Source organism: Pseudomonas aestuarii, assembly GCF_027988105.1.
GTDB lineage: Bacteria > Pseudomonadota > Gammaproteobacteria > Pseudomonadales > Pseudomonadaceae > Aquipseudomonas > Aquipseudomonas aestuarii.
The window spans coordinates 13,420-34,977 of record NZ_JAQJZJ010000013.1; the positions used below are offsets into that span (position 1 = coordinate 13,420).

The 21,558-nt window shown below is 58.2% G+C and carries 10 protein-coding genes; 1 reads left to right on the top strand and 9 read right to left on the bottom strand.

The window, feature by feature from the left end:
• Window positions 1-63 precede the first annotated feature (63 nt).
• From PH586_RS21495 to PH586_RS21515, 6 genes are all read right to left on the bottom strand, one after another.
• A complete protein-coding gene (locus tag PH586_RS21495) occupies window positions 64-6,015 on the bottom strand; it encodes a DEAD/DEAH box helicase (protein WP_271349850.1) in 5,952 nt (1,983 codons plus the stop codon).
• Entirely contained in the window at window positions 6,015-11,093 is a 5,079-nt protein-coding gene (locus tag PH586_RS21500; RefSeq protein WP_271349851.1) for an Eco57I restriction-modification methylase domain-containing protein, read from the bottom strand. Before PH586_RS21500 ends, PH586_RS21495 begins: the two co-directional genes overlap by 1 nt.
• A complete protein-coding gene (gene drmD, locus PH586_RS21505; RefSeq protein WP_271349852.1) occupies window positions 11,090-14,356 on the bottom strand; it encodes a DISARM system SNF2-like helicase DrmD in 3,267 nt (1,088 codons plus the stop codon). The genes PH586_RS21500 and drmD overlap by 4 nt, the downstream gene beginning before the upstream one ends.
• A 179-nt stretch (window positions 14,357-14,535) precedes the next feature.
• Window positions 14,536-15,411 carry an OB-fold protein gene (locus PH586_RS21510; protein ID WP_271349853.1) on the bottom strand — a complete coding sequence of 292 codons (876 nt, stop codon included), beginning with the start codon at window positions 15,409-15,411 and terminating at the stop codon, window positions 14,536-14,538.
• A 78-nt stretch (window positions 15,412-15,489) separates the two neighbouring features.
• On the bottom strand, window positions 15,490-15,687 hold the full coding sequence (locus PH586_RS23765) for a type II toxin-antitoxin system HicA family toxin (RefSeq protein ID WP_408637027.1): 198 nt from the start codon (window positions 15,685-15,687) through the stop codon (window positions 15,490-15,492).
• Window positions 15,684-16,601 carry a viperin family antiviral radical SAM protein gene (locus PH586_RS21515; RefSeq protein ID WP_271349854.1) on the bottom strand — a complete coding sequence of 306 codons (918 nt, stop codon included), beginning with the start codon at window positions 16,599-16,601 and terminating at the stop codon, window positions 15,684-15,686. Before PH586_RS21515 ends, PH586_RS23765 begins: the two co-directional genes overlap by 4 nt.
• Window positions 16,602-16,783: 182 nt before the next feature.
• On the opposite strand from PH586_RS21515, the gene PH586_RS21520 reads away from it, so the two are divergent.
• On the top strand, window positions 16,784-19,504 hold the full coding sequence (locus PH586_RS21520; RefSeq protein ID WP_271349855.1) for an ankyrin repeat domain-containing protein: 2,721 nt from the start codon (window positions 16,784-16,786) through the stop codon (window positions 19,502-19,504).
• A 321-nt stretch (window positions 19,505-19,825) separates the two neighbouring features.
• Here PH586_RS21520 and PH586_RS21525 read toward each other — a convergent pair whose 3' ends face one another.
• The 3 genes from PH586_RS21525 to PH586_RS21535 all read right to left on the bottom strand — a co-directional run bounded on the left by PH586_RS21525 (window position 19,826) and on the right by PH586_RS21535 (window position 21,507).
• On the bottom strand, window positions 19,826-20,332 hold the full coding sequence (locus tag PH586_RS21525; protein ID WP_271349857.1) for a hypothetical protein: 507 nt from the start codon (window positions 20,330-20,332) through the stop codon (window positions 19,826-19,828).
• 131 nt (window positions 20,333-20,463) lie between these two features.
• Window positions 20,464-20,763 (bottom strand): hypothetical protein, encoded by a 300-nt coding sequence (locus PH586_RS21530; protein ID WP_271349858.1) that lies wholly within the window; start codon window positions 20,761-20,763, stop codon window positions 20,464-20,466.
• 60 nt (window positions 20,764-20,823) lie between these two features.
• Window positions 20,824-21,507 carry an inovirus Gp2 family protein gene (locus tag PH586_RS21535; protein ID WP_271349859.1) on the bottom strand — a complete coding sequence of 228 codons (684 nt, stop codon included), beginning with the start codon at window positions 21,505-21,507 and terminating at the stop codon, window positions 20,824-20,826.
• Window positions 21,508-21,558 lie beyond the last annotated feature (51 nt).

The following is a 21,558-nucleotide window of genomic DNA, read 5'->3' on the forward strand; positions in this document are numbered from 1 at the left end:
TTTTCTTTTTTGTCCCGCTTTATCGAGACGTTAATCTTTTCTGCAGCTCTTCAAACCAGTGCTTCAAAGCACTCTTAAAAACTCGGCGACGGCAATAACCATACCCTCTTCCTCAGGCTCAAGCACCAAGGGCTGATACTCCGGATTTAGCGGCTTGAGCGTTATCCGCTCGTGCTGCCATTCACCGTCATCACTCGCAGTTTTTTCGCTGGAGTAGACTTTCAAGGTGTACTCCCCACCCGTCTCAGTATCGGCTACGCCTGCATGCCAGATGAGCAACTTCCGGCCCTGCCGACTACCAGCTGGCACCTGCCGGAACAGGCAGTAACTACCATCAGGCACCAAGGGCTCCATGGATCGACCGACCACCTGGGCCACAAACATGCCAGGCTCCGACTTGCTGTTATCCAGCACGACCCACTCTTCAGCATGTTCGGCCAACTCAAGTAGCCCGCCCTGCTCCTTACTCCAAGCTCCAGCGGCGACCTGCAGGCCAACCAATGGTGCGCAGCCCTGATAGGGCACAAAGCCCGCTTCATTCGGGGTTACGGTCCTGAATGGCAATACATTGACACTGGATGCAGCCACCCTGGCCATTGATGCAGATGCAGAATCAAACCAGTCATCACTGGCAGCCAACTCCTTGGCCTTCGCCTTGCCGATCACAGCTCGCGCTATGCGTCGCATGTGCTCACGCATCACAGTCTTGTCATAAAGTTCCTGGAACTGAATTTCGATCACTTCGTAATCGGTATTCAGCAACTCCTGACGGATCTGCCGGTCCTTAGCTGCTGTCTGGGCGTTACCGTGCAGGTGCTCGCTCATGCCATCCAGGTAGATGCAGACGCCCTCGTACTGATCGTTGGGCTCGTGGAAATACACGTCCGGACGGGTCGTGATGCCACCGGATAGCTGAATCGGCCGCTCAGTCTCAAACGCACTCATGCCTGCCGCCTTCAGCATTGCCACCAGCTGTTGCTCTGGGGGATTACCCGGTTGCTGAGTCAGGGTTTCATCAGGCAGAACAGGCGCCAAATCATGGGCAAAGCTCAGGCTGCTTCCCCAGTCATTGAACACTTCAAGCGCGGTATGGCGATTCAGCTTGTTGTGATAGAACGAATTGCGGAAATGCTGCAGGCAATCCACACAGGACGATTCACAGGCTGACGGACACTCTTCAGCCAAGCGCCTTGCCGCAGCAACAACAGCCGGCCAGTGCTCCAACAACTGCTCAAGCAGCCCCGAGCCACCGGGCATAGGGTCATACAGCAGCGCATCTACCGACTCACTGCCCGGCTTGCCAATCACCTGCACCTGCAGATCGGATATTTCCATATCCAGCACGTCGGCAGCCCCCTGACGCAGCGACTCCATGACGCTGTAGGCCGTTTCCTGGGAGGCGCAGTCCTGCAGCACTAGTGCATCGGCTACCACCTCGGCGTAGAAAGCGATGGTCTGAACGGGACGGCCACAGCGCTCGATATGATGCTCATTGAATTTATCCAGCTCCTGCTGGCTGCTCATAGCCGAGCGGCTAGCACCACACACCAGGCAAAGCGGATATCCCAGCAAAGCCCCGGATCGCACTTGCGAAGCCGCGCCAACATTCACCAAACGCATATGCAGGCCATGCTTTAGCTGCAACTGCGCTTTGCCCCACTCATAGACTTTACCGCCGGAGTGCCGCCCCTGGTCTTGAGCAAAGACTGCCACCGACATTTGAAAGCGATAGTCCTCATCGTCCGAAATATAGGAATGATGAGGCGCATCCACATCGCAGATGGATACACCCGGAATTTGCGTGACCGACATGGAGCTGGCTTCACTGCCAGCCTTAGTGTTCGGGCCAGTTTCCTGGACTGACTCACTTGCCACATCCACAGCAAATACCAGAGGCTCTTCCGGGACTAGATGGAAGTGACGCGGCACAAATTTGTGCGCATTGGCGTAGATCAGGTTACCAGGCACATATTCGCGAACAGCCAGAGCAGTGTTACGGCGTAACTCCCAGTCACTGATATCGCTGCTGTGACGAGGCGCCACATGGGTCAGGGTTACCGCACCGCTATCCAGTCCATACCCCGGTAAAAAGCCCTCAGCCGCCAATACGCCATAGGTATTGGTGTCATCAAAACCCTCTGCCTGGCTACGATTGCGCTTGGCCTCGCCTTTTAGTTTTTTTACCAACCGTTCGCAGCGGGCGCGCAAGGCCTCTTCATCGGCGTCCAGTGCGCCCTTGCCAGCGGCCACCTTGCGCAACCGCTCCAACTGCCCCAAAGCCCACTGCAGGCGCTGGAATAGACGATTGATTACCCCCTGGAGCTGCTCCGCAAAACTACCAATGAGCACCTCCAACTGGCCACGGCTTACTACCTCGCGGTCACTAGTCGGCCACCCCTGGTGGAAGGCTTTGATCACCGCATTCAAGAGTGCTGTTTTATGCTGCGCTATCTGCTGGCTCAGTGCTTCAACCGGTAGAGGCTCAGCCCTCACCATGCCATCAGAGGTAAACAGATAGGGTCTGATTTGAGGTGGCAAGCAGGCAGACAAGGCCTCCTGCAGCGCAGCGGCCTGTTGTCCTGGCAGACAGTTACTACGCAGCATCTGCAGCAGCGTGGTCAGCACCGTGGCATTCACGTGCTTGGCCACCATGACGGGGTTGCGCAGGTTGAAGCTTGGGGGCTCCACCAGCCCCTCGAGCATTTTTAACGGTTCATTGAAGTAGGCTCGGTCGTGGCTGGTTGTGCGTGCATAGGTCAGATCCAGCGCCATGCGGAACTGACGCCCGGCACGACCAGCCCGCTGCCAATAATTGGCCGGTAAAGGCGGTACGTTGCGCATCAAGACTGCATCCAGCGAGCCGATGTTCACGCCCATCTCAAGCGTGGGTGTACACACCAGGGTATTGATGCGCTCGCTCTCGCCCTTGAAGGCGTTTTCGATGCGTTCACGCTCCGGCCCCGGAATCTGCGCAGAGTGCTCGCGGGCACGGAGCATGGAAAACTCCTGATCCAGCAGCAGCAGGTCGTAGTTATCCGGATTCTCGGCCTCGAATACCAGCTTGCCACTGCAACGCCAGGCCATACAGGTCATACCGGGGTTGGCCCGGGCATGCAGGCGCCGGCAGGTCTGGCAGCGATACATGCCTGACGCAGGTACCAGCATCATGTGATCCACATGCACCTGGTTGGCACCGTGACAGCCTGGCAGGTTTTTTCCACGCGCTCCCTTGAACTGAACCTGGGTCAGTAATTCCAGTTCATCGGTGCAGAGCCGCCAAACATCATCCAGAAACGACTGAACGTGATCTGGATCGACTCCCCAACTCACAGCCGCCTGTTTGGCGGAGCTGTCGTAAGTGCTGAACCACTGCTTGATACGCCCTTTTTCGTGTTGACCATCACGCTCAAACACCAAGCCTTCCGGTACGCCACGCATGATCGGTAAATATCCGCGCAGCACTTCCTTTTCACCGTCCAGCCAGAACTTGGAAAACATACGGGTTACAGGATCAAACAGCATGCGCCGGGAGCGGGCTGCATCCAGTAGCGAGCCAATGCCTTCGCGCAAGTCAGCCGGTGAGCAGCCCAACGCCCTTGCCCACTTCTGAATAACCGGCAGTGCTTCATCCAGCCCCAGATACTGGATCTTCAAACGCCCCAACGGTTCCAGACCGGTGCTTTGCCGCGCCCCTAGCGTCAACTCACGCAGCACCTGAGCACGCAAAAACCACTTGCGTTCCTCGGCATGGGCCAGGCTGGTTTCCGATTTGGGTTCGACCCGCCAGACTTCCGGGATCAACGCCCGCGACAACTCATCGTCTGCATCCAGAAACTTGTCCAGCCACAACACCAGATCACTGACCGAGACGGCGCCTTCGCGCAATTTCTTGTAGATCAGTTCCCTGAGACGATAACGACGAGAGCGATCCTGCATCCACCCGGCCTGGAAAGCGGCATCCTGGCGGTTGTCTGCGAACACCAGCAGGCGCTTGCGCTCGGCACGGTGGATCATACTTTGGGCCAATACATGCACGTCAGCCACACCCGTCGCGCGTACTGGACGGGCCGGTTCGCGGTAACTGCCGCTCACCCGGCGACCATGGGCGCCGCAGGATACACAGCGTGTCAAACGTCCAATGTGTTCTTCTTTCTGTTGTACGAAATGCAATGCCTTAAGGGCCTTATTGCGGCCACAACCAACACATTCAGGACCCTGCCGGTCATGCGTGGTGCCGCAATAACGGCAGACGAAGAGCACCTCAGTACGCGAGGGCTCTTCCTCACCATCGGAGCCTACCTGATGATCCAATGAGACCGCACGCACGCCCCCCAACGGGATGTCCTGGGCACGCCACACACGATTTTTGCCCTCTGCAGAGCCACCACCAGGTGCATCACCGGTGTAATTGAAGTCCTCCAGCCCATGCTCGAAGTAGTGCTGGCCACAGGTCGTGCAGCTCGACAGTGGAAAGGTTTTCAGTTCCGGATCACGCCCGTCACTCGCAGCCAGTGCATCCTCAGCCGACAGCCACAGCCGACCCAGCTGCCCTTGCCCATCTTCAAAGGTCACCACTGCGCCGCTAACGCCGCGCACAAACCCGTGTACCACCGGGCGCAGCAACGGCCGGTCGCCATTACGGGCCGCAGCCCCCAGAGCCAGCCAAATGAGGATTTCCTCTTCGGTGATCGGGCGTCCCAGTTTGTCGTTCAGCTCTTCCAACAAGGTAGCCACGGCTCGCGGACGGCGCAGCACATCGGCGATCTGGAACACTACCTCGTTATGGCTGAGCCACTGGTTCAGCGCCTCACGCCAGTTGTCACCGGCCATGCGCATGCCGCTAGTGGTCTGGAACCAGATGCGGAAGGCCTGCAAGTCGGCGGGCTCGACCTCGGCTCGGTCCAGCGTGCCGAGCATTTCCAGCACGGTTTTCAGCTGCATGGCCTGATCGCCATTGAAGGGCGCGCTGACAGTACGCGGCTCGCCCCAGATATCCTCCTCGTAGGCTTCGCCAATCAGCTCAACCTGCTGGCCATCGACACCAAAGAAGCGACTAGCAAACTCGCGGCCGGCTTCGATACCGCGGCGCGGGTCAGCAATGGTGGCGGAGGTGGCGACACAGGTGGTGCTGTTTTCGTCCTTGCCGCAATAGGCGCGCAAACGGCGAATCAGGCAGGCGGTTTCGGCGCCACCGGCACCGGTAAAGGTATGCGCCTCGTCGAATACCATGAATTCCAGCAGTGCATTGTCGAACAGTTCCAGGTCCTGCTGGCGGGTCAGCAGCAGCTCCAGCTGTTTGACGTTGGTCAGAAGGATGCGTGGCTGCTGGCCGGGTGTGCGCATGGCTTCACGGCTAACGCGCTCCTCGGCCGGGTGCAGGGCCACGTCCATTTTCTGTTGCTGCATCTGCTGCAACTTGCTGCGGTAATCCGCAACCGTGCTGCCCAGCGCCAGACGCACGCCGTTGATGTCGGCTTCGGTGCGCGGGGTTTTGCCCACATACATGCCGAAGGTGACGCCGGTGCCGACCAGTAGTTCGCGCATCCGCTGCAACTGGTCTTCAGCCAGGGCGTTCATGGGGTAAACGATCACCGCCGTCACACCCGCTTCGGCACCCTCGTCGCGCAATTGCAAGCAACGGCTGATGATCGGCAGCAGGAAGCATTCAGTCTTGCCAGAACCGGTGCCGGTGGCCACCAGCGTGGTGCGGCCAGCCTTGATGGAGCGAAAAGCCTTTTCCTGGTGCAGGTAAGCCCCCGGATAGGGAGACAACTGCCTGATATGCGGGTGCAACACACCGTCCTTGACCAGCTGCTCAAGGCTCGCACCCTTCATAAAGGTGCGCGACAGGGAGATAAACGGCCCCTTCAGCAGCGGCGTGTTGCGGGTGTGCTCAAGATTGAGCAGTTCACGCATTTGCCGGTAAAGGTTCTCGTCGGCGAAGGCATAGGTACTGAGTTGATAGCGCAGAAAGTCGCTGACCACGTCTTCGGTATAGGTAATGGGGTTCAGCATCAGAACAGTGCTCCCTGCGGTGATTCTGTTTTATAGGGCGCGTGCGCTTCGGCGACCCGGTCGGATTGTTCCGACTCTGGAAGCGGCACAATCCGGCGGATCAGCTCAGCATGGGCCACACACTCCTGCCAGGAACGCTCCACATCCTCGTTCAACTGCCAGTCGTAGAAGCGTGGCCCCAGGCGTGAGGCCACCGGCTGGTATTCCTGCGCACGATCATCGTGGCCCAGGCCGAAGTCGGCAAGGCGCAGCTGTTCGGGAATCATCCAGCCCTCGCCGTCGTTCTGGGCGAGAAAGGCATCGAGGCCTTTTTCTTGAAGATCGTAGAAGGCGATCATCGACAGGACGGTGTGGCGCAGCTCAGGGGCCATCCCTTTCCCAAGACGCCAAAAGCCTTTCGGACTAAGCGCTTTCGCTGCATCCCCCGAAAGCTCTTCTATTGGGCGATCACAATCTTTCAGGATATGACAGGCACCATCCCAGTCCAGCCCAGAGATTGCGAACAGTACGGCATCAATTATCACCCTCTGCCTTGTACGTTCATGCGCTGAAACAGCAGCCCTAATAGGAGGGGGGGCCAGTGATTCCAAGACGGGTGAATAGATGGGATTGCTCGCTGAAATCAGACTGAACGCTGCCTCCACAAGCTGTTTCGGAACATTTTGTAGCGGAGGGAGTGGTGACTCCTCGGCAATAAAGTAATTGATGGTCAAACCGCCCAGTCTGTTTCGGATTGCAAAATCGAAGACAAAAGAATTCAAACAGGCGATAAGCGCGATGCTTGCAGTCTGCCCTTCGCTTGGAATCAATAAAGGCACCTTGTTGCCGCAAGGAAAATCCCACACAGCAGAGGAGATCATTGTCCTGGAGTTAGTCGCTGAGCTAACGTCCATGTAACAAGGCTTGAGGCCACGTGCGGTTTTAGGATTGCCACTCTTGTCCACTGCACCAAGGTAATCGGTAAAACTCATCAGGAACTGCGGCTCAATCACTTTCTCTTCAAAAGGTATATCCCGCCAAACTGCCGAGCGCCCCTTCCCACTCACCCACCCCTTCTCACTGAAGTCAAACTGGCCAATCATCCGCCCTTCATAGAGCGGCAACGCCACATCCTCAATCGCATCCACCTGCATCGCCTGCCGCCCATCCCGCGACAGCACCAGCCCAGGCTCGCGCTCCAGAATATGCTGTGGCCCGTTGTAGTCCCGCCAGGAGCCTTTCAGCCAGTGGCCGTACTCGTCGGGGCAATAGCCCTTTTCCTCCCACTTGGGCCGCGGAGGGAACAGCTTAGAATCGTTGGTCATGTGGAATTCGGTGGCGTACTTGATACCCCAGCCGTTCTCGCTTTGGTCACCCAGCAACACGCCGTTGGCGTAGATCTTCTGCAGCACGCGCAGATCCTGCTCGCTGCGGATCTCCAGAATGGCCTTGGAATACGGCGAGAACTCCTCCACCCGCGCGCGTGGATAGGCCAGCACATGGCGTTCGGCCTGTTCCCAGTCGTCCACATTGCGGTGCATGAAGGCGGCACGGATGGCCAGGGTTTGCCCGCCCTTCTGCACGATCAGCGGGCAGAACTTAAAGGAGCGGTGGATATCGAAGATGCCTTCGCGGTTCTCAAAGCCAAACAGCCACTGCCAGTCGCACTGACTGAGGAACAACTCACGCAGGTCGGTAGTACCCTTGTCGGTATAAATACCGCTGGGCACGATCATGCCCAGGCGCCCCTGCCTGCGCAGCAGCGCATGACTTAGCTCCAGAAACAGCTTGTAGGTATTGAGGTCGGCTGAGCCCTGATGCAGGAAAGGATGTGCGGTATCGGCAAAGCCCTTATTTTTCTTACGCTGTTGCAGCCACTTTTTATGCACAGCCGCCGAGGCGTCAAAGCTGTTTCTGCCGCTGCCCATGTTCAGATCGTGCTTCTTCTTGCCATTCTTGTCTTCGGTAACGTGGTCGCCAAAGGGCTTGCCCACGTACTTCGCCCAGTTGGACATCCCTTTCAGGCCGGCGTTGTAAGCAATCCAATCGTGCTCCAGTTGTGGCCAGGCGCAGAAATACTCCAGTTGCTTGGCCAGTGCGTCCTGCTTGCCGTAAGCGCGGTAAAGCGGGTCGTGGTTGGAGAAAAATTCCTTGGAGTTGGGTTTCTGGATTTCCCACGGGGGGTTTCCCAGCAGTGCATCGAAGCCGTCCTGAGTTGCGGTGAACACATCCGGGAACTCCAGTTCCCAGTGGAAAAAGCGCTGGTGACGCGCCACATCGGCGGCAATGGCCAGTGCCTGTTCATTGGGGTTGGCAAACTCACGCGGCAGTGGCGCCAGCTCGATCTGCGCGCCGGGCCAAAACCACAGCGCGCACCACAGGTCCATGCGCGCTTTCAGGGCATGGTAGTGGGGGTTGTTCAGCACCTCGTTGCGGTACACCTCGGCGCGTTTTTCGCTTTCGTGTACCGGGAGACGGTGTAGCTTCTTGAATATCTTGAGCAGCTCGTCGTGCACGTTGCCAGCATCCAGCCCGCCCTCCAGGGTCATCTGGCCGCTGAGCAGCGCCTGCAGTTGCTCGGGCACGGCCTTGCTGCGGGCCTTTATCGCATCGGTAAAGACGTCACCCTTGCGCTTGCCCTTGGCGTCTTCGTACCCATGGTTGATCAGGTTGTCTGGCTTGTTCTTCTGGTAGTCCTTGTCACCGCCTTCCCGCTCCCAGGCCAAGGCCGGGTAGTCGCGGTAGGTGTCAAACCAGGTGCCCACCAGGGCGTTGCCGACCTTGAGCTTGTGATCAAGGAAGCCAAAGGGCAGATCGCGGTCCATGGTTTCCACCCACAGCGCCATACGCCCCAGTTCCACTGCCAGCGGGTCAAGGTCCACGCCGTACAGGCAGTTTTCCACAATGTGACGCTTGAGCTGGGCGCGCAGGGCCTCTTCAAAGCCGTCATCTTTGGGATTGAGTTTGGTCAGCTCATCGCTGAGCAGTTCGGCCAACTTGCCGTCAGCCATGCGCGGCACACCGCCGTCTTCGCTACGCTCGATCAGCTTATGGTGGAACAACGACTGGGTCAGTGCTTCGGTGAGGTAACGCAGAGCACCCGCAAGGAAAGAGCCGGAGCCCATGGCCGGGTCGCACACCTTCAGGGCCAGAATCTGCTCGGGCTTTTTCGGTGCCCACTCCACTACGGCGTCCAGCCCGGTGCGCGAATCGATTTCACTGCGCACGACCTCATAGGCCAATGGTTGCAGGGTTCGGCGCACGGTGGGCGCGGCCAGTTGCGGCCGGGTGTAGAAGGTGCCGGCGCCCTTACGGGTACCACCCCAGCGCACCAGAAAGAACTGGCCGGGGGCGACCATACGAGCACACAACTGTTTGCCGGCCTTTTCCAGTGCCTGTTGTTCTTCATCCCCGGCGGCACTGGCTTTGCGGCCACGAGGCTTCTTTACCAGCCCGGCTACCTGCGCGGCACGCTGCAGCCAGGTATTAGCCCGGACTAGATGGTCTTCGCTAAGGGTCAGCTCTTCTACGCTGTCGTCGCTGGCGACAATTTCTTCTTGGCTGTCGTCCTCGACGGGTTCGGTTTCTTCGTCGGCGTTCTCTTCGCTTTCTTCGCTGTCGGCGGTTTCTCCCGCGCCCTCGTCACCCTCGTCGCCACTGTCATCCCCGGCCTTGTCTTTTTTCTTCAGGGCTTCGAACAGCTGCTTGATGGCTTTGTCGTCCATCGCCTCCAACTGCGACAAAGTCAGGGCAGGCTGGTTGCCTACGGCGAGAAAGATCACCGGGTCATTGTCGGCAGCCTGTTTGAGTTCGAAGTCGAGCAGGCCTTCGTAAAGAATGCCGATGTATTCCGAAGACAGGGTGGAGAAATCCACCGGCGCATCGACCCAGCGGCTGCCGCGGCCCTGGCGCACCTTCATTTTGGTGCGGGTGAGCAGGCGCAGCAGTTTGTGCACCTGCAGATCGCTGACCAGGTTCTGACTGCTTTCCAGCAGCGCCAGTGCACGGGAAATGCCATCGTCGCTGCCAGGATTTCCCGGCTCGAATAGCGCACCGCCATAACGGGGTACGGTGAGGCGTTCGTGGGCGGAGCCTTCATGGATCAGGTTAAACAGGCCAATCAGGCGCGGCCAGGCGCTGCGGCCCTGGCTGAGGCGTTCGTTGCCGCGGCCACCGGCGCGGCGATCCAGTTGATGGCGCAACCCTTCCAGGCTGTAGGCCTGCTGATAAATAGGGTTGTCGACCGGCACCAGGCCGCGGGCTTCGGCAAAGAGGGTAATGATGCAGCGCATGATAATGCGCGAGCCGGCGACGTATAGATCTTTGTAATCGTGCGCCTGCCCATGCTGTTGAGCCTGCTCGATGGCGATATGGGAAGCGGTGATCAGCTCTTCCACTCCCTGCCGCACGCGCTCACCCAGTACGCTGGAGAGCTCGGCCTGGCCCTTTCGGGAGGCGCTGATGGCTTGCAGCAGGAGGCTCTGGCCCTGCGCTGCCAGCAGAGTGTTGCGGTTGAGCAGTGTGCGCCAGACCACTGTCTGCGCTGAGGGTTGGCCTTCGTTGAACCAGAGATCGATATCCCATTCACACCAGGCGTCGTAATCGCTACCAGCGTGCACTAGGCGCCATTGGCGGCCATTAGTTACTAGCGCCAGCGCCTGCCCGGTACGGCGCAGCCATTCGACCACGCGTCCCAACAACTGGCGTGATCGCCCGACCCCCAAGCGACCGGCAAACTGGCGCGAGCCGCCGTCATCGGGCACGAACAGGGCCAGGGTTTCGCCGTTTGGTCCCTGCCACAGGCGGCGAGGCTTGATCTGTGCGCCGGTGAAGCTGCGCACCGCCCAGCGGCCGTCGACGCCCTGGGCCTTCTGCCATTCTTCGGCCGGCAGACCGGTCAGATCCTGCAGGATGTAATCCAGCACGCTGCTCAGGCTTTCATTACTGCCGTCAAACGCCGTGAGCGCACGACGGAGTTTTTCGGCCGCAAATTCCCTCATGACGGGTGCGGCTGCCGGGAAAAATTCATCCAGTTTGGCCGGGGATAACAGCAGGCCACCATGTTTGAGCTGCGCCCACCCTTCCGCATGCAGGCTCATACAGCCACCTCCGGGAAACGAATTTCAATGGTTACCGGAAAGACTTGAGCTTCGCCACGCAGGGCAAAGCGGCGCGGCAGAACCTGCTCAAGGATACGACGCTTCTCTTCGGTCAGACGTTCTTGCAGGTCACCAAACTGGTTCTGGCGGCGCTTGAGCTCGTCCTCCAGATCACGCAGACGCTTTTCGGCCAGCGCATCGGCGTCATCAAATAGTTGCTGCTGGATGCTAGCCACCCGCTGTTGCTCAATTTCTCGTTTTAGCTTGTCGATGCTCTGTGCCTTTTGCAGGGCCGCAACTTCACGAATGCGCTGCTCGAAGGCATCCTTTTCATGATCCCTCGCCTGCTCGTACGCACTCTTGAGTTGGGTACGAAGGATCTGAGTCAAATCAGCTCGGTAACTGCCCAATAAGGTTTTAATCTTGTCTTCCACCTCGTCCCATAGATCGCGTGCGGCGGGTACATCGGCTGCACTTTGCTGGCCAAGCAAACCAAAGTGCGGCCCGCTGTAAGGCAAGGGTTCACCCAGAGTATTGTTTTGCACTGGCAGGGCCAGGGTGCGGGTCCAGTGGTGGAAGGTTTCGCGCAGATCGTTAACGGCCATTTCCTCCACGGTGAACAGCACCAGCGCTTCAGCGCCAGCCGGCACCTGGCCACGGCTTACCAGCCAGCGGCTAGGCGGCTGAAAGTCGGTCTGCCCGCCCGGAAAGCGCAAGCGTGCAAAGGCATTTAGCGACTGACGCAGCAATGGATGGCCCAGGTGCAGCAGCACGGTGTCCGGGGAGGGGCGGAATACCGGCCGACCATTGATGTTGTGGATAAAGAAGTGGTTGTCGAACACCAGCCAGGGCATGGCGCCGCTGACACCTTTCTGCGAGGGCAAGCGCAGGCTGTCATCGACCACGGCCTGCCAGCGCATAGGTAGCGGCGTACGCAAGCGCATGCGGCCCTGGGCATCGGGACCATCCAGCACTTCGCGCGCGGCGCCCAGACCCATGGCAACGCCGAGTGTGTCTTTGAGGGTACTGGGATTAAGGTCTAGATCGTCTAGCAGCTGTTGCAACCGTTGTTTTTCGTCTTCGCCGCGTTCCTCTGTGTGAACCTGAGCATCTTCGGTTGCACTTCTGCGACTGCTTATCTGCAGGTCCAGGTCACCCAACACATCGCGGTCTTCGTTCATCTCCATCATGCGACGCTGAAAAGCGGCATCAAACACCTCACCCACCGAACCTAGATCCTCGCGGATGTCGTTGACCTTGCTCAGTACGCGGGCGACAAACTGTAGGTCACTGTCATCTTCGCTGGTGAAGTGAAAGATGGTGACATCCCGTGATTGACCATGACGGTCGATACGGCCGTTACGCTGTTCCAAACGCGATGGGTTCCACGGAATCTCGTAGTGCATCAACAAGCGGGCGGTGTGCTGCAGGTTAAGACCTTCGGAGGCAGCATCTGTCGCGACCAGAATTCGTATCGGCGCATCTGGATCGTTGAAGGCACGCTTTACCGCCTCGCGCTCGTCCTCATGCATGCCGCCATAGAGCACGCAGATGCTGCCAGGTTCAGCGCCATACTCGTCATTCAAGCGGTTGACCAAATAGTCGAGCGTGGTTTTGTACTCGGTAAAAATGATCAGTCGCTCATCATTTTTCCACTGTTCAGCGTTACGCAGTTCCTTGCCGATCAGCTCGCGCAGGCGATCAAAGCGGGCATCCGATTTCGGCTTGGCCTTAACCACGGGCTGTCTGTCTAGCCCCAAAGACTTCAGCGCAGCATCAATTGCGTCAATCTCTGGTTGCAGTACATCCACGTAGGGGTGCATCCAGGCGCCGACGACCTGCGCAGCATGCCGGCTGCGGCTCTCGCGCTCCTGATCATCATCGATATCTTCTTCACTGGCACGGCGGGCGGCAGCCACTTCAGCTGCCTGCAACGCCTCTTTGGCAGCCAGGCCCTCCTTGAAGCGCAACCAGCTGTCGGCAAAGGCCACCGGACACGACAGCAAACGCTTACGCAAAATCTCAATGGCAAAATTGAGCACCATACGTGCTTCGGGAGCGGTGCGGATAATGCCTTTCAACTGCGTGCAAAACTTGCGCACGGCTGCCGCCAGCTCCTGCTCCGGCTTGAACATATAAAGCGGCAACGGTTCCAGATAGCGCTTGGCAAAACGCGGCACTCGGCCAGCCTGGCGATCCTGATCGTTGATCTCGCTTTTCAGCCTCCGGATCAGCACATCGCCGATCATCTTGCGCTCTTTGTCCGTGAAATCCGGCGTTTGGGTAAAGCGCACCGGATCTAGCTGTTCCAGCAGACCGGAGAAGCAGCGGGTATGGCCGTTGTGTGGTGTGGCTGTCAGAAACAGGCGGTGCTCAAAATACGGTGTCAGAATCCGCAGCATCTTGGCCAGATCGCTGTCTTCGCCAAAGTTAGACGGCATCAGGTTGTGGGCTTCATCGACAATCAGCAGATCCCACGGCAGCTGTGCACCACCCCGCTGTTTGATGGATTCGCAATTGGCGATGAACTGCTCCAGCACATCCGGCTGGCGCAGGTAGTGGTAGGACGTGATGATGCGCGGCAGTGCACGCCAGGGGTTGGCATCCAGTCCCATCTCTTTCTGTAGCTTGTGGGTGGCGGCTTTGTCGACGATATCGAAGCCCAGGGAGAACTTCTCCTCCATCTCCTGCTGCCACTGGGTACGCAATGCAGCAGGAGTAATGATCAGCACCCGGCGGATACGACGCTTACGGATCAGCTCAGTCAGAATCAGACCGGCCTCGACGGTCTTACCCAAACCCACATCATCGGCCAGCAGTAGAGACACACGCGGCATGCGCATGGCTCGCGCCAGGGGCACGAGCTGGAAGTCATCAACGCTGACCGCTCCATATACCGGTGCAGTCGGCACTGGCTCGGAGCGCTCATGAGGATCACTTGCTGATAAGAACGGAGTGAGGGCGCTCCAGCGAGCAGCACGCTGTAAAGCCAGGAACTCTCCCTGCTGCATGGGTGCTTCGCGATCAATTTTTGGCAGCGCATTCGGCTCCAACACCACCGGGCCGCGCTCACGCTCCCACAGCAGGGACTCTTCCGCATCACCATCGGCATCGCTGAACTCTATGGTAACCAAGTGCAGTAACGCAGAGGTCTTGCTGTCACTGAAGGGCTCTACGGAGGAGATTACACCGCGACGGTTACGGACAGTGGCGAGCATGCCGACGCGGGGCAAGTGACTGGCCGCTGTGTCTGAATTGTTCATTGGTGATTCCGTTCGATTAATTTGAAGTCGGCAGAATGGCTATTAACAAACTGGATTTGTTGGCTCTGATCGCGAAAATTCTTAATAACCATAAGAGGATACGGTTTATGCAGATGACGAACCTTAACCGCCTGAAGCGAATCGAGCCAGAGCCTACTTATTGAGCTCCAGATCTGCTTTCAATTGGCCGGCGCGCACTCATCCGACATGGGCGTTTTGGCTACATCGCCGCGGCCCTTGCAGATCAGGCTGATGTGCATGCCGCTTTGCAGTCCGGCTGCGTAGTTGGCATGGGCGTCATCGAGCTCGAATTGCGGCTCCATGAACTGGTTCACCCCGCCACGCAGCGTGACGTAAGGATTACCGAACATATCGGTGTTGATGGCGTCCACTACGCCTGTGACCTTGAAGCGCTTGTCTTTGAACTGCTGATCGGCCGCGACCGTGTTGCGGTCATAGGCCTGGGCCAGTTGCTGGGCGCTGACATCAATCAGTGGCTCGACCGGTGCAACCACCTTGGCCGGCTGGCTCTGGCCGCTCGTAGCAGCGGTCGGCGTGCTGGCTGGGCGATCACTGGAAGCCATGCCAACCAACACCAGCGCCAACCAGGCAAAGCCGATCACCCGGCTGGTAGTGCTATGCCCCTGACGCAGCAGGAACCAAGCGAAGATGATCGGGAACAGGAAAATGCCCATTCCTAGCCAGAATCCGACGCTGCGATTGACCAAGGCGCTGAATTGCGCCTGAGCCGGTGCGGGCTGCTTGGCAATCGCCACTACATTTAGCCAATCCGAGAAATGCCGGCAGCAACAAGGTGAGAGGCAGAAAATCGATGAGCGAGAGCATGGACATGGGCAATTCTCTTGGTCAGTGATGGCCCAACCATAGCGAGGCTCGTCCTCCGTATTGATCTGTCTTCTTTTCGCCTGTAAAGAAAGCAGGCACACCCATGACTCAGGCGACGAGCGCTCCTTGCCCATTGGGCGACTCGCCGATATCTGTATTCGCATACAGCTTTTTTGATGAGCAATGCCCTGCTCCTTGGTCCGCTTCAAGCCTGGCTCGACCAACTTACGGATGCTGTTCTAATACGATTCATCACTAAATACGCTAATCAGAGCCTACTCCGGGTGCTAACTGACGGTTTGGCGCAAATCGCGACGAAAATTTTGCAAACTACGGCAGTCGCTGGGTGACTTTGCCACGGTCACCGTCGGTCGCCCGCTAGGGTGAATAAGCCGGCCATGCTTGCCACCGCGATGGAAGCTCCAGCCCTGGCGAACCAGCTGGCGGATCAGTTGGTCGATTTCTTTGTTTGAGCAGTATTTCATGCGCCTACCCCGGCGCTGGCCGGGATGTAGCGCGCGTTGAAGCGTTCATGGTCAAAGGTCATTTCAGCGAAGGCTGCCCCAGCGCCAACCTCAAGAATCGGCCGACTGTAGGTATAACCCTGCCCCACAATCAGCGGGCTGTTCTGGAAAAAACGGCCGTGGAGGTCGACCATTAGGTAGGACTCGCGCATGTCGTGGTTGTCTTCGGCGCAGAGGATGTTGGTGAAAGTGCCGTGGCGGGCGACAAAGGCGGCGAACTGCTGATCGCTAACGGCCAGGTGCTGGTTGACCACCGGAAGCATGCGCAGAACCTTCCACTTCTCAGGGGCAAAGCTGCGGACCAGGGCGGTGAGGTCTTCGGTGTGATTGAGCTGGTTGACCACGGTGTTGAGCTTGAGGCGCAGCTGCGGGTTATTCTGACGGGCTTGATATAGGTTGGTCGCCAGCTGATCCAAGTCGAGCAGCTGACCCCTACGGTCGATGCGACCGATAGCTCTGTTGGTCGCTGAGTTGGCCGAGTCGAGGCTGATGCCCAGCCAAGTCAGTTGCGGCGCCAACTGGTCCAGCATCTCCCGGGTCAGGCGAGAGCCGTTGCTGATCAGCGAGACTTCAAAGCCGAGGGCCCGGGCCTGGCTGACCATGGCCGGGAGCTTATTGGCATGTAGCAAGGGCTCACCGCCGGCCAGGTTGAGGCGGACGGAGTACCAGGACATTCGGCTGGCCAGCGGGTTGACGCGGTTGTCCGAACGGAAGAATCGGTACAGCTCGCTCAGCAGCGCTGCGGTTCGTTCGGGATCGTGGATCAACTCTCGCGGGCAGGCGGACTCGCTCCATGCGGCGTAGCAGTACTGGCAACGGTAGTTGCAGGCTTCGGTGAGGTGCCAGTTGATGACCAGCGGGGCAGGGTTGTGCATGACGCGAACTCCATGGTTTGGGATCCGCGCAGGGTGTCAGGGAGCTAGATTGATCGGTATGAAGCACCGCGTATCCCCTCCCTCTCGCCGACCTGCGAGAGGGGATACGGCAATTTTCAGTGGTAAGCTGGCCGCGCTTTGCAAGGATTACCGCACCTTCAACAACACCAAGGACAGGCGCCATGAGCACCCTACCACTGACCGAAGCCATCCTGCTGGAGATTCATCAGAGTCTCGGCTGCCCAAGCTATCCGACCACCAAAAAGAACAAGTTCGCGACCGGGCAGGACAGCCTGGCAGCCCACAAGACCATGGGCGAGGAAATCCTGAATGCCATCTTCGACGCCCTGGATATGGATCCACGGGCTCGCGTTGACGCCATCGACAACCTTACCGAGTTCTGGAATGCCTACAAGTATCTCGAACTGAATACCTGGACGTTCGCCGCCGACCAGCAGCAGGTCGTCTGGATGCTGCTGGGTTACTTCTATATGCCCGGGCTGGCTCGCCGTGCGGCATTCTGGAGTCTCGAAGATACTCTGGACATGGGCATGCCAGGTGGGCGCTTCTGGTATCTGCCCGAGCCCCGTGAGGTAGATGGCAAGCCCAGCCTGTATCCGCCGGCCGCTCAGGTGCTGGATTGGCTGCTGGATCTATTGGGGATGACGCTGGAGGAGTTCGCCGATCAGCGCAGCGAGTCTACAGACGGTGGACATGATGGCCTGCGGCGTTCGCTGTACAACTGGCGCAAGGGAACCACGCCTGACTTAAGCACCATCGACAAATACTTCGCCAACGAATTGCTGGTGGACTTTAAGGGTGCGTTCGCTCTCGACAGCAGCCGCTCGCCTGCCGAGCAATGCGCTGATGCCCTGGCGTTCGTGACGCGCAAGCAACTGACCGCCGACCAACTGCGCCTGGAAATCCCGATGACCCAGCCAGGCCGCCTTGAGGCGATTCTGGATGGCAGTGTGGATGACGACGAAAAGGCTGCTTTCGTGGCGTATCTGGCCAGGCGTTATGCCATCCCCTCGCCGCACACCATCCGCCAGCGCCTGCTGTTTGCCCGCATGGTGCAGGATGGCTATACCCGCCTGCTCAAGTTCCTGTGCCCGGGCGTTGATTCGCGATGTGCCGATGCCCAGCAGAACAAGCTGCTGCAGCTGTTCGCCATCTACAAGTTTGCCTACAACATGACCATCGATGGTTGGCGCAACTGCAGGGATCAAGGCGAGGCAGCTGAAAATGCCTGGTTCGAGGAACACCTACCGCCATGGGACGCGCGCGGGTTGTACCTTTCGATTTTGCCATCACAACGGGAGACCGCTAATTCCGCGCTGGCCGAGCTTTTGACCCGTCACTTCGCCGAGGTACAACCCGGCGCGGCTCTCGAGGATCATGTCGGGCTGGGCGCGGAATCGGAAGCCCCGATCATTCAGCGCAACATCGAGCGGATGAAAGCGACCGCCGAAGAGTTCAAGGCAGAGCTGGAGCTGGCCGAGCGCCTGAAAACCGCATCGCCTTGGCGGACACTGCAGGGGGAATACCGCTACAGGGTAGTCAGCCAGATTGCCCAGCGAAGGAACCTTGGCCCCAAGGTTAGGCAGGCGGCCATCCAGCGCCTGCGCGAACTGGCGTCCAGCCCTTCAGAAACCATCCAGGCCGTGCTCTTCGAGCTGGACACTTTCCTGAATAACGACCGCAGCAACAGTCCCAAGGATGCCCGTGACAGCGTGCAGGCGCTGCTCGAGGAAGCCGAGTCCTGTTCTGCCTACAAGCTCTGGAAGGCCGCCACCCTGCAATACAAGGCCAAGCATCTGCTGGCCTGCAACGACTTCGTGGGGGCTGGCAGGCTGTTCAGGGAGGCTCTCGAAACAGGACTTGAGCGCAACTGCGGGCCACTGCACGGAGAGGTGGCGCGGGACTGCCTCGCTGTAGAGGTCGCCAACCAGAAGCTGATATTGAACAATCACGAAAAGTACTACAGGGAGATGCTGGCTGGCGGCATGATGACCGAGTGCGAGGAAATACCCAGCATCGAGGAAACTGCTCGTTGGGCTTCCGAATACTTCTGGGACACCCTGTACAAGCCCTATCCAGGCGTCCCGCCCCAGAAGCGGCGCGCCAGCGCTGCAGGCCGAAAAATGTTAGAAGAACTGATGCCACTGTTCTTTACCGGCGATCAAGACGGCTTGCAGGCCTGGATCAAGGCCAATCGCCAGTTGCTGAAATCGAACCTGCCGGACGTTGACGGCAATTCGGTACTGATGCTCCTGATCAAGATGCGCACGAGCTTTGCGCAAGGGTTGCACAAACTTCCCGCCGCTATGCTGGAAGGGGAGCAACAGAGCGTCGAAGCCATGCTGGAACAATGGCGGCAATTCCTCGGACTACTGGCTCAGGAAGCGCCGAAACAGCTGAACATTACCGACTTCAAGAGCCAGACACCGCTGATGCTGATGGCCGAATCCGTAGATACCGAGCTGGTCAGGATTATGCTGCAGGCTGGTGCCGATCCGGAAAAACAGGACTGGCAGGGCATGACTGCTCTGCACTCGGCGATCAAGTCCCATGCGAACAGTTGCGTGGATGCTCTGCTGGATCATCCGTGTAACCTTGACAATGAAACCGTGGACGGTCAGTCACCACTACATACAGCCGCCTGGTGCGCAAACAAGCATGCAGTCAAACGCCTGTTGCAGCTAGCCCCTCACCTAGCTTGGAAACGTAATGCACAAGGGATGACACCTCTAGAGAGAGTTGAGTATCTAATAGAAGAGCCAGAAGCCTTGGAGGCATTGGCTCGGGATCTCAACAAGAACGGCAGGCAATGTGCATCAATGCAGGAACTGCTGAGCATCGTCAGCTTGCTTGAAGAAGACCTTCCTGAAGTCAGTAACTGAGTAGAGGCTGGGTGCACATTCATGCAGGGATGTGCCCCCACCCTCCAAGCCATCATTTCGAGCCCCCTGGTGTCAGGCTGATTTTCGCCTGGGCTGCTGGGCCATTCCTCCTTTACGTGGGCGAGACTTGGTGGTCTGCGGAGCATCAACTGGGTCAGCGCCTTTAAAGACTTTCTCTATGGCTTCGATGGCTTCAACCTCATGCCGCAGAAGCTCACCTTCCCAGTACACAACTCCAGCCAATAAACAGCGGGCCGACTCCCAGTTGCGCCTCAGTCACGGCGTACATTCACAATCATTCCCGAACCCCAGATCCTAAGCTCATCGGCAAACAGCCAACACATAGCGGAACCATCGCTCCAGCAACTGCCTCTCCTCAGGCTGCAGATCATCCTTCGGGTAGCTAAGCGCCAATCGGTACGCATCTCCCTCTCCCTGAAAAGTAACAAAGGGGAAGCGATGATTAAGCTGCAGCAAACGGAAAAACTGCGGCGCAACGACAAACTCCAGCGCTGCAGAGCGGGCGGCCTTTTCCAGTGCACCGGCCGGCAACGTCTGCACTAGACAGGACACGCCGCCGTGAACGCCTCCCGCATCGCACCATGCAAGATCATCGAGCGCTTGCTTCCCTGCAGCACTGAACAACCGTATTCCGGCATCCGTCTGACGCTCAGACTGCAGATCATTCCGGCTCAGATCCTGACTGGCACCATAGAGCGCCGTTTCAAGATCGTCTGAGAAGTGCTTGAGGTCATTGAAAGCCATCTCAACCTCATGCAGTGACAACATTTCAAGCTGCCCCTGCTTCACCAGCAGGGGCAGGTCCACCGTCGCACTCAGGTAGAAATAGCTGTTGTCCGCCTCCTCGTTGATCGTCAGCCGCGCCAGCGGATATCCGAAGCCATGCCGACCATTGCCAAAGACCTTGGTGGCAGTCTTGCAAAGGTGGCGAAGACCTACTATTCGCCTTCCAACAGAACGAAATCCATGTGACTGAGAATCTCCACACCTGCAGGCTGCTTTACCAGCTCGAAAGTTTCCAAGCTGGCACCCTTCACCCCGCTAGAGTAGTAGACCAGCCAGTTGAACTCTCCGACTGCATGTGATGCAGTGAAAGACACTGACCAGCTTTCCGCCTCATCTTTCTGAATGCCACCGCTGTTCTTAATAGGACTCTGCTGCTTCAGCTCGCTAGCAGCAATGCGATAAGTCTGCCCAGCCGCTTTAAAGTCGACCGCACCAATTGGTTGAACTCTCATGACACCCCCCTCGATTTATTGAGGGGGGCACTATAGCCCAGCGCGACTGAGTTTCAGCGGTCAGATTCGACTGCAACCAAACCCATGACTGCCATCGCCAAAGGCCTTGGTAGCCGCCTTGCAGAGGTAGCTGGCTCTATAGAAGAATGCGGCCTGCCCTTCTGGGTCGTCTCTGTGTAAGCGGTAGAGTGGGTTGCGGGGTATCTCGACCAAGCCTCTGACCGCCTCAACCGGTAGCCCCAACGTGCTGGCCCAGGCTTCCGCAAGGCGGTTGAACATGTTGTCCCTGCCTGGCTCGAACTTACCCAGGGCACTGAAAGCATCTTGATTCAACAAGATAGCCAGGTGATGGTGAGGCCTTCCATGCTGCCCCTGCTCTCTGGCCCAGACGTACCGAACATCAGTGTCATGGGCGTACTTGTTCTCCAAGCGAGCTTGATCACGGTTATGCTCGATCTTGGCTTTGAGCGATCCGATGAAACGGGCAATTACCTCGTTCGTGTAGGCGTAGTCAGGAAGCAGAGGCCCGACAGGAAGCCGCAGGTCAATCCTGAATGCAAATACACGAGGGTAGTGATCAAGCGCACGACTCACCGTCAGGTGAAGACGGTCTAGGTAGTTACAGACAAATGGGCCTTTGTCTGCTTGCACAGGCAAGCCCTTGTATGGACTGCCGTAGAAAAGTTTCAGGTTGGCGTTGCCAGGATGACGGAGCGGGTTAGTGTTGCCAGGGTAACGGGTCATGTCGGTATTCCAGTGATGAGGTCTATACCATCAGCACATGGAATATTTGTT

Bases quoted from the DNA above. Each gene is read 5' to 3' on its own strand.
- PH586_RS23765 (WP_408637027.1), bottom strand. From the start codon at position 15,687: ATGAAATACTGCTCAAACAAAGAAATCGACCAACTGATCCGCCAGCTG.
- PH586_RS21495 (WP_271349850.1), bottom strand. From the start codon at position 6,015: ATGCTGAACCCCATTACCTATACCGAAGACGTGGTCAGCGACTTTCTG.
- PH586_RS21500 (WP_271349851.1), bottom strand. From the start codon at position 11,093: ATGAGCCTGCATGCGGAAGGGTGGGCGCAGCTCAAACATGGTGGCCTG.
- PH586_RS21520 (WP_271349855.1), top strand. From the start codon at position 16,784: ATGAGCACCCTACCACTGACCGAAGCCATCCTGCTGGAGATTCATCAG.
- PH586_RS21535 (WP_271349859.1), bottom strand. From the start codon at position 21,507: ATGACCCGTTACCCTGGCAACACTAACCCGCTCCGTCATCCTGGCAAC.
- PH586_RS21515 (WP_271349854.1), bottom strand. From the start codon at position 16,601: ATGCACAACCCTGCCCCGCTGGTCATCAACTGGCACCTCACCGAAGCC.
- drmD (WP_271349852.1), bottom strand. From the start codon at position 14,356: ATGAACAATTCAGACACAGCGGCCAGTCACTTGCCCCGCGTCGGCATG.
- PH586_RS21530 (WP_271349858.1), bottom strand. From the start codon at position 20,763: ATGAGAGTTCAACCAATTGGTGCGGTCGACTTTAAAGCGGCTGGGCAG.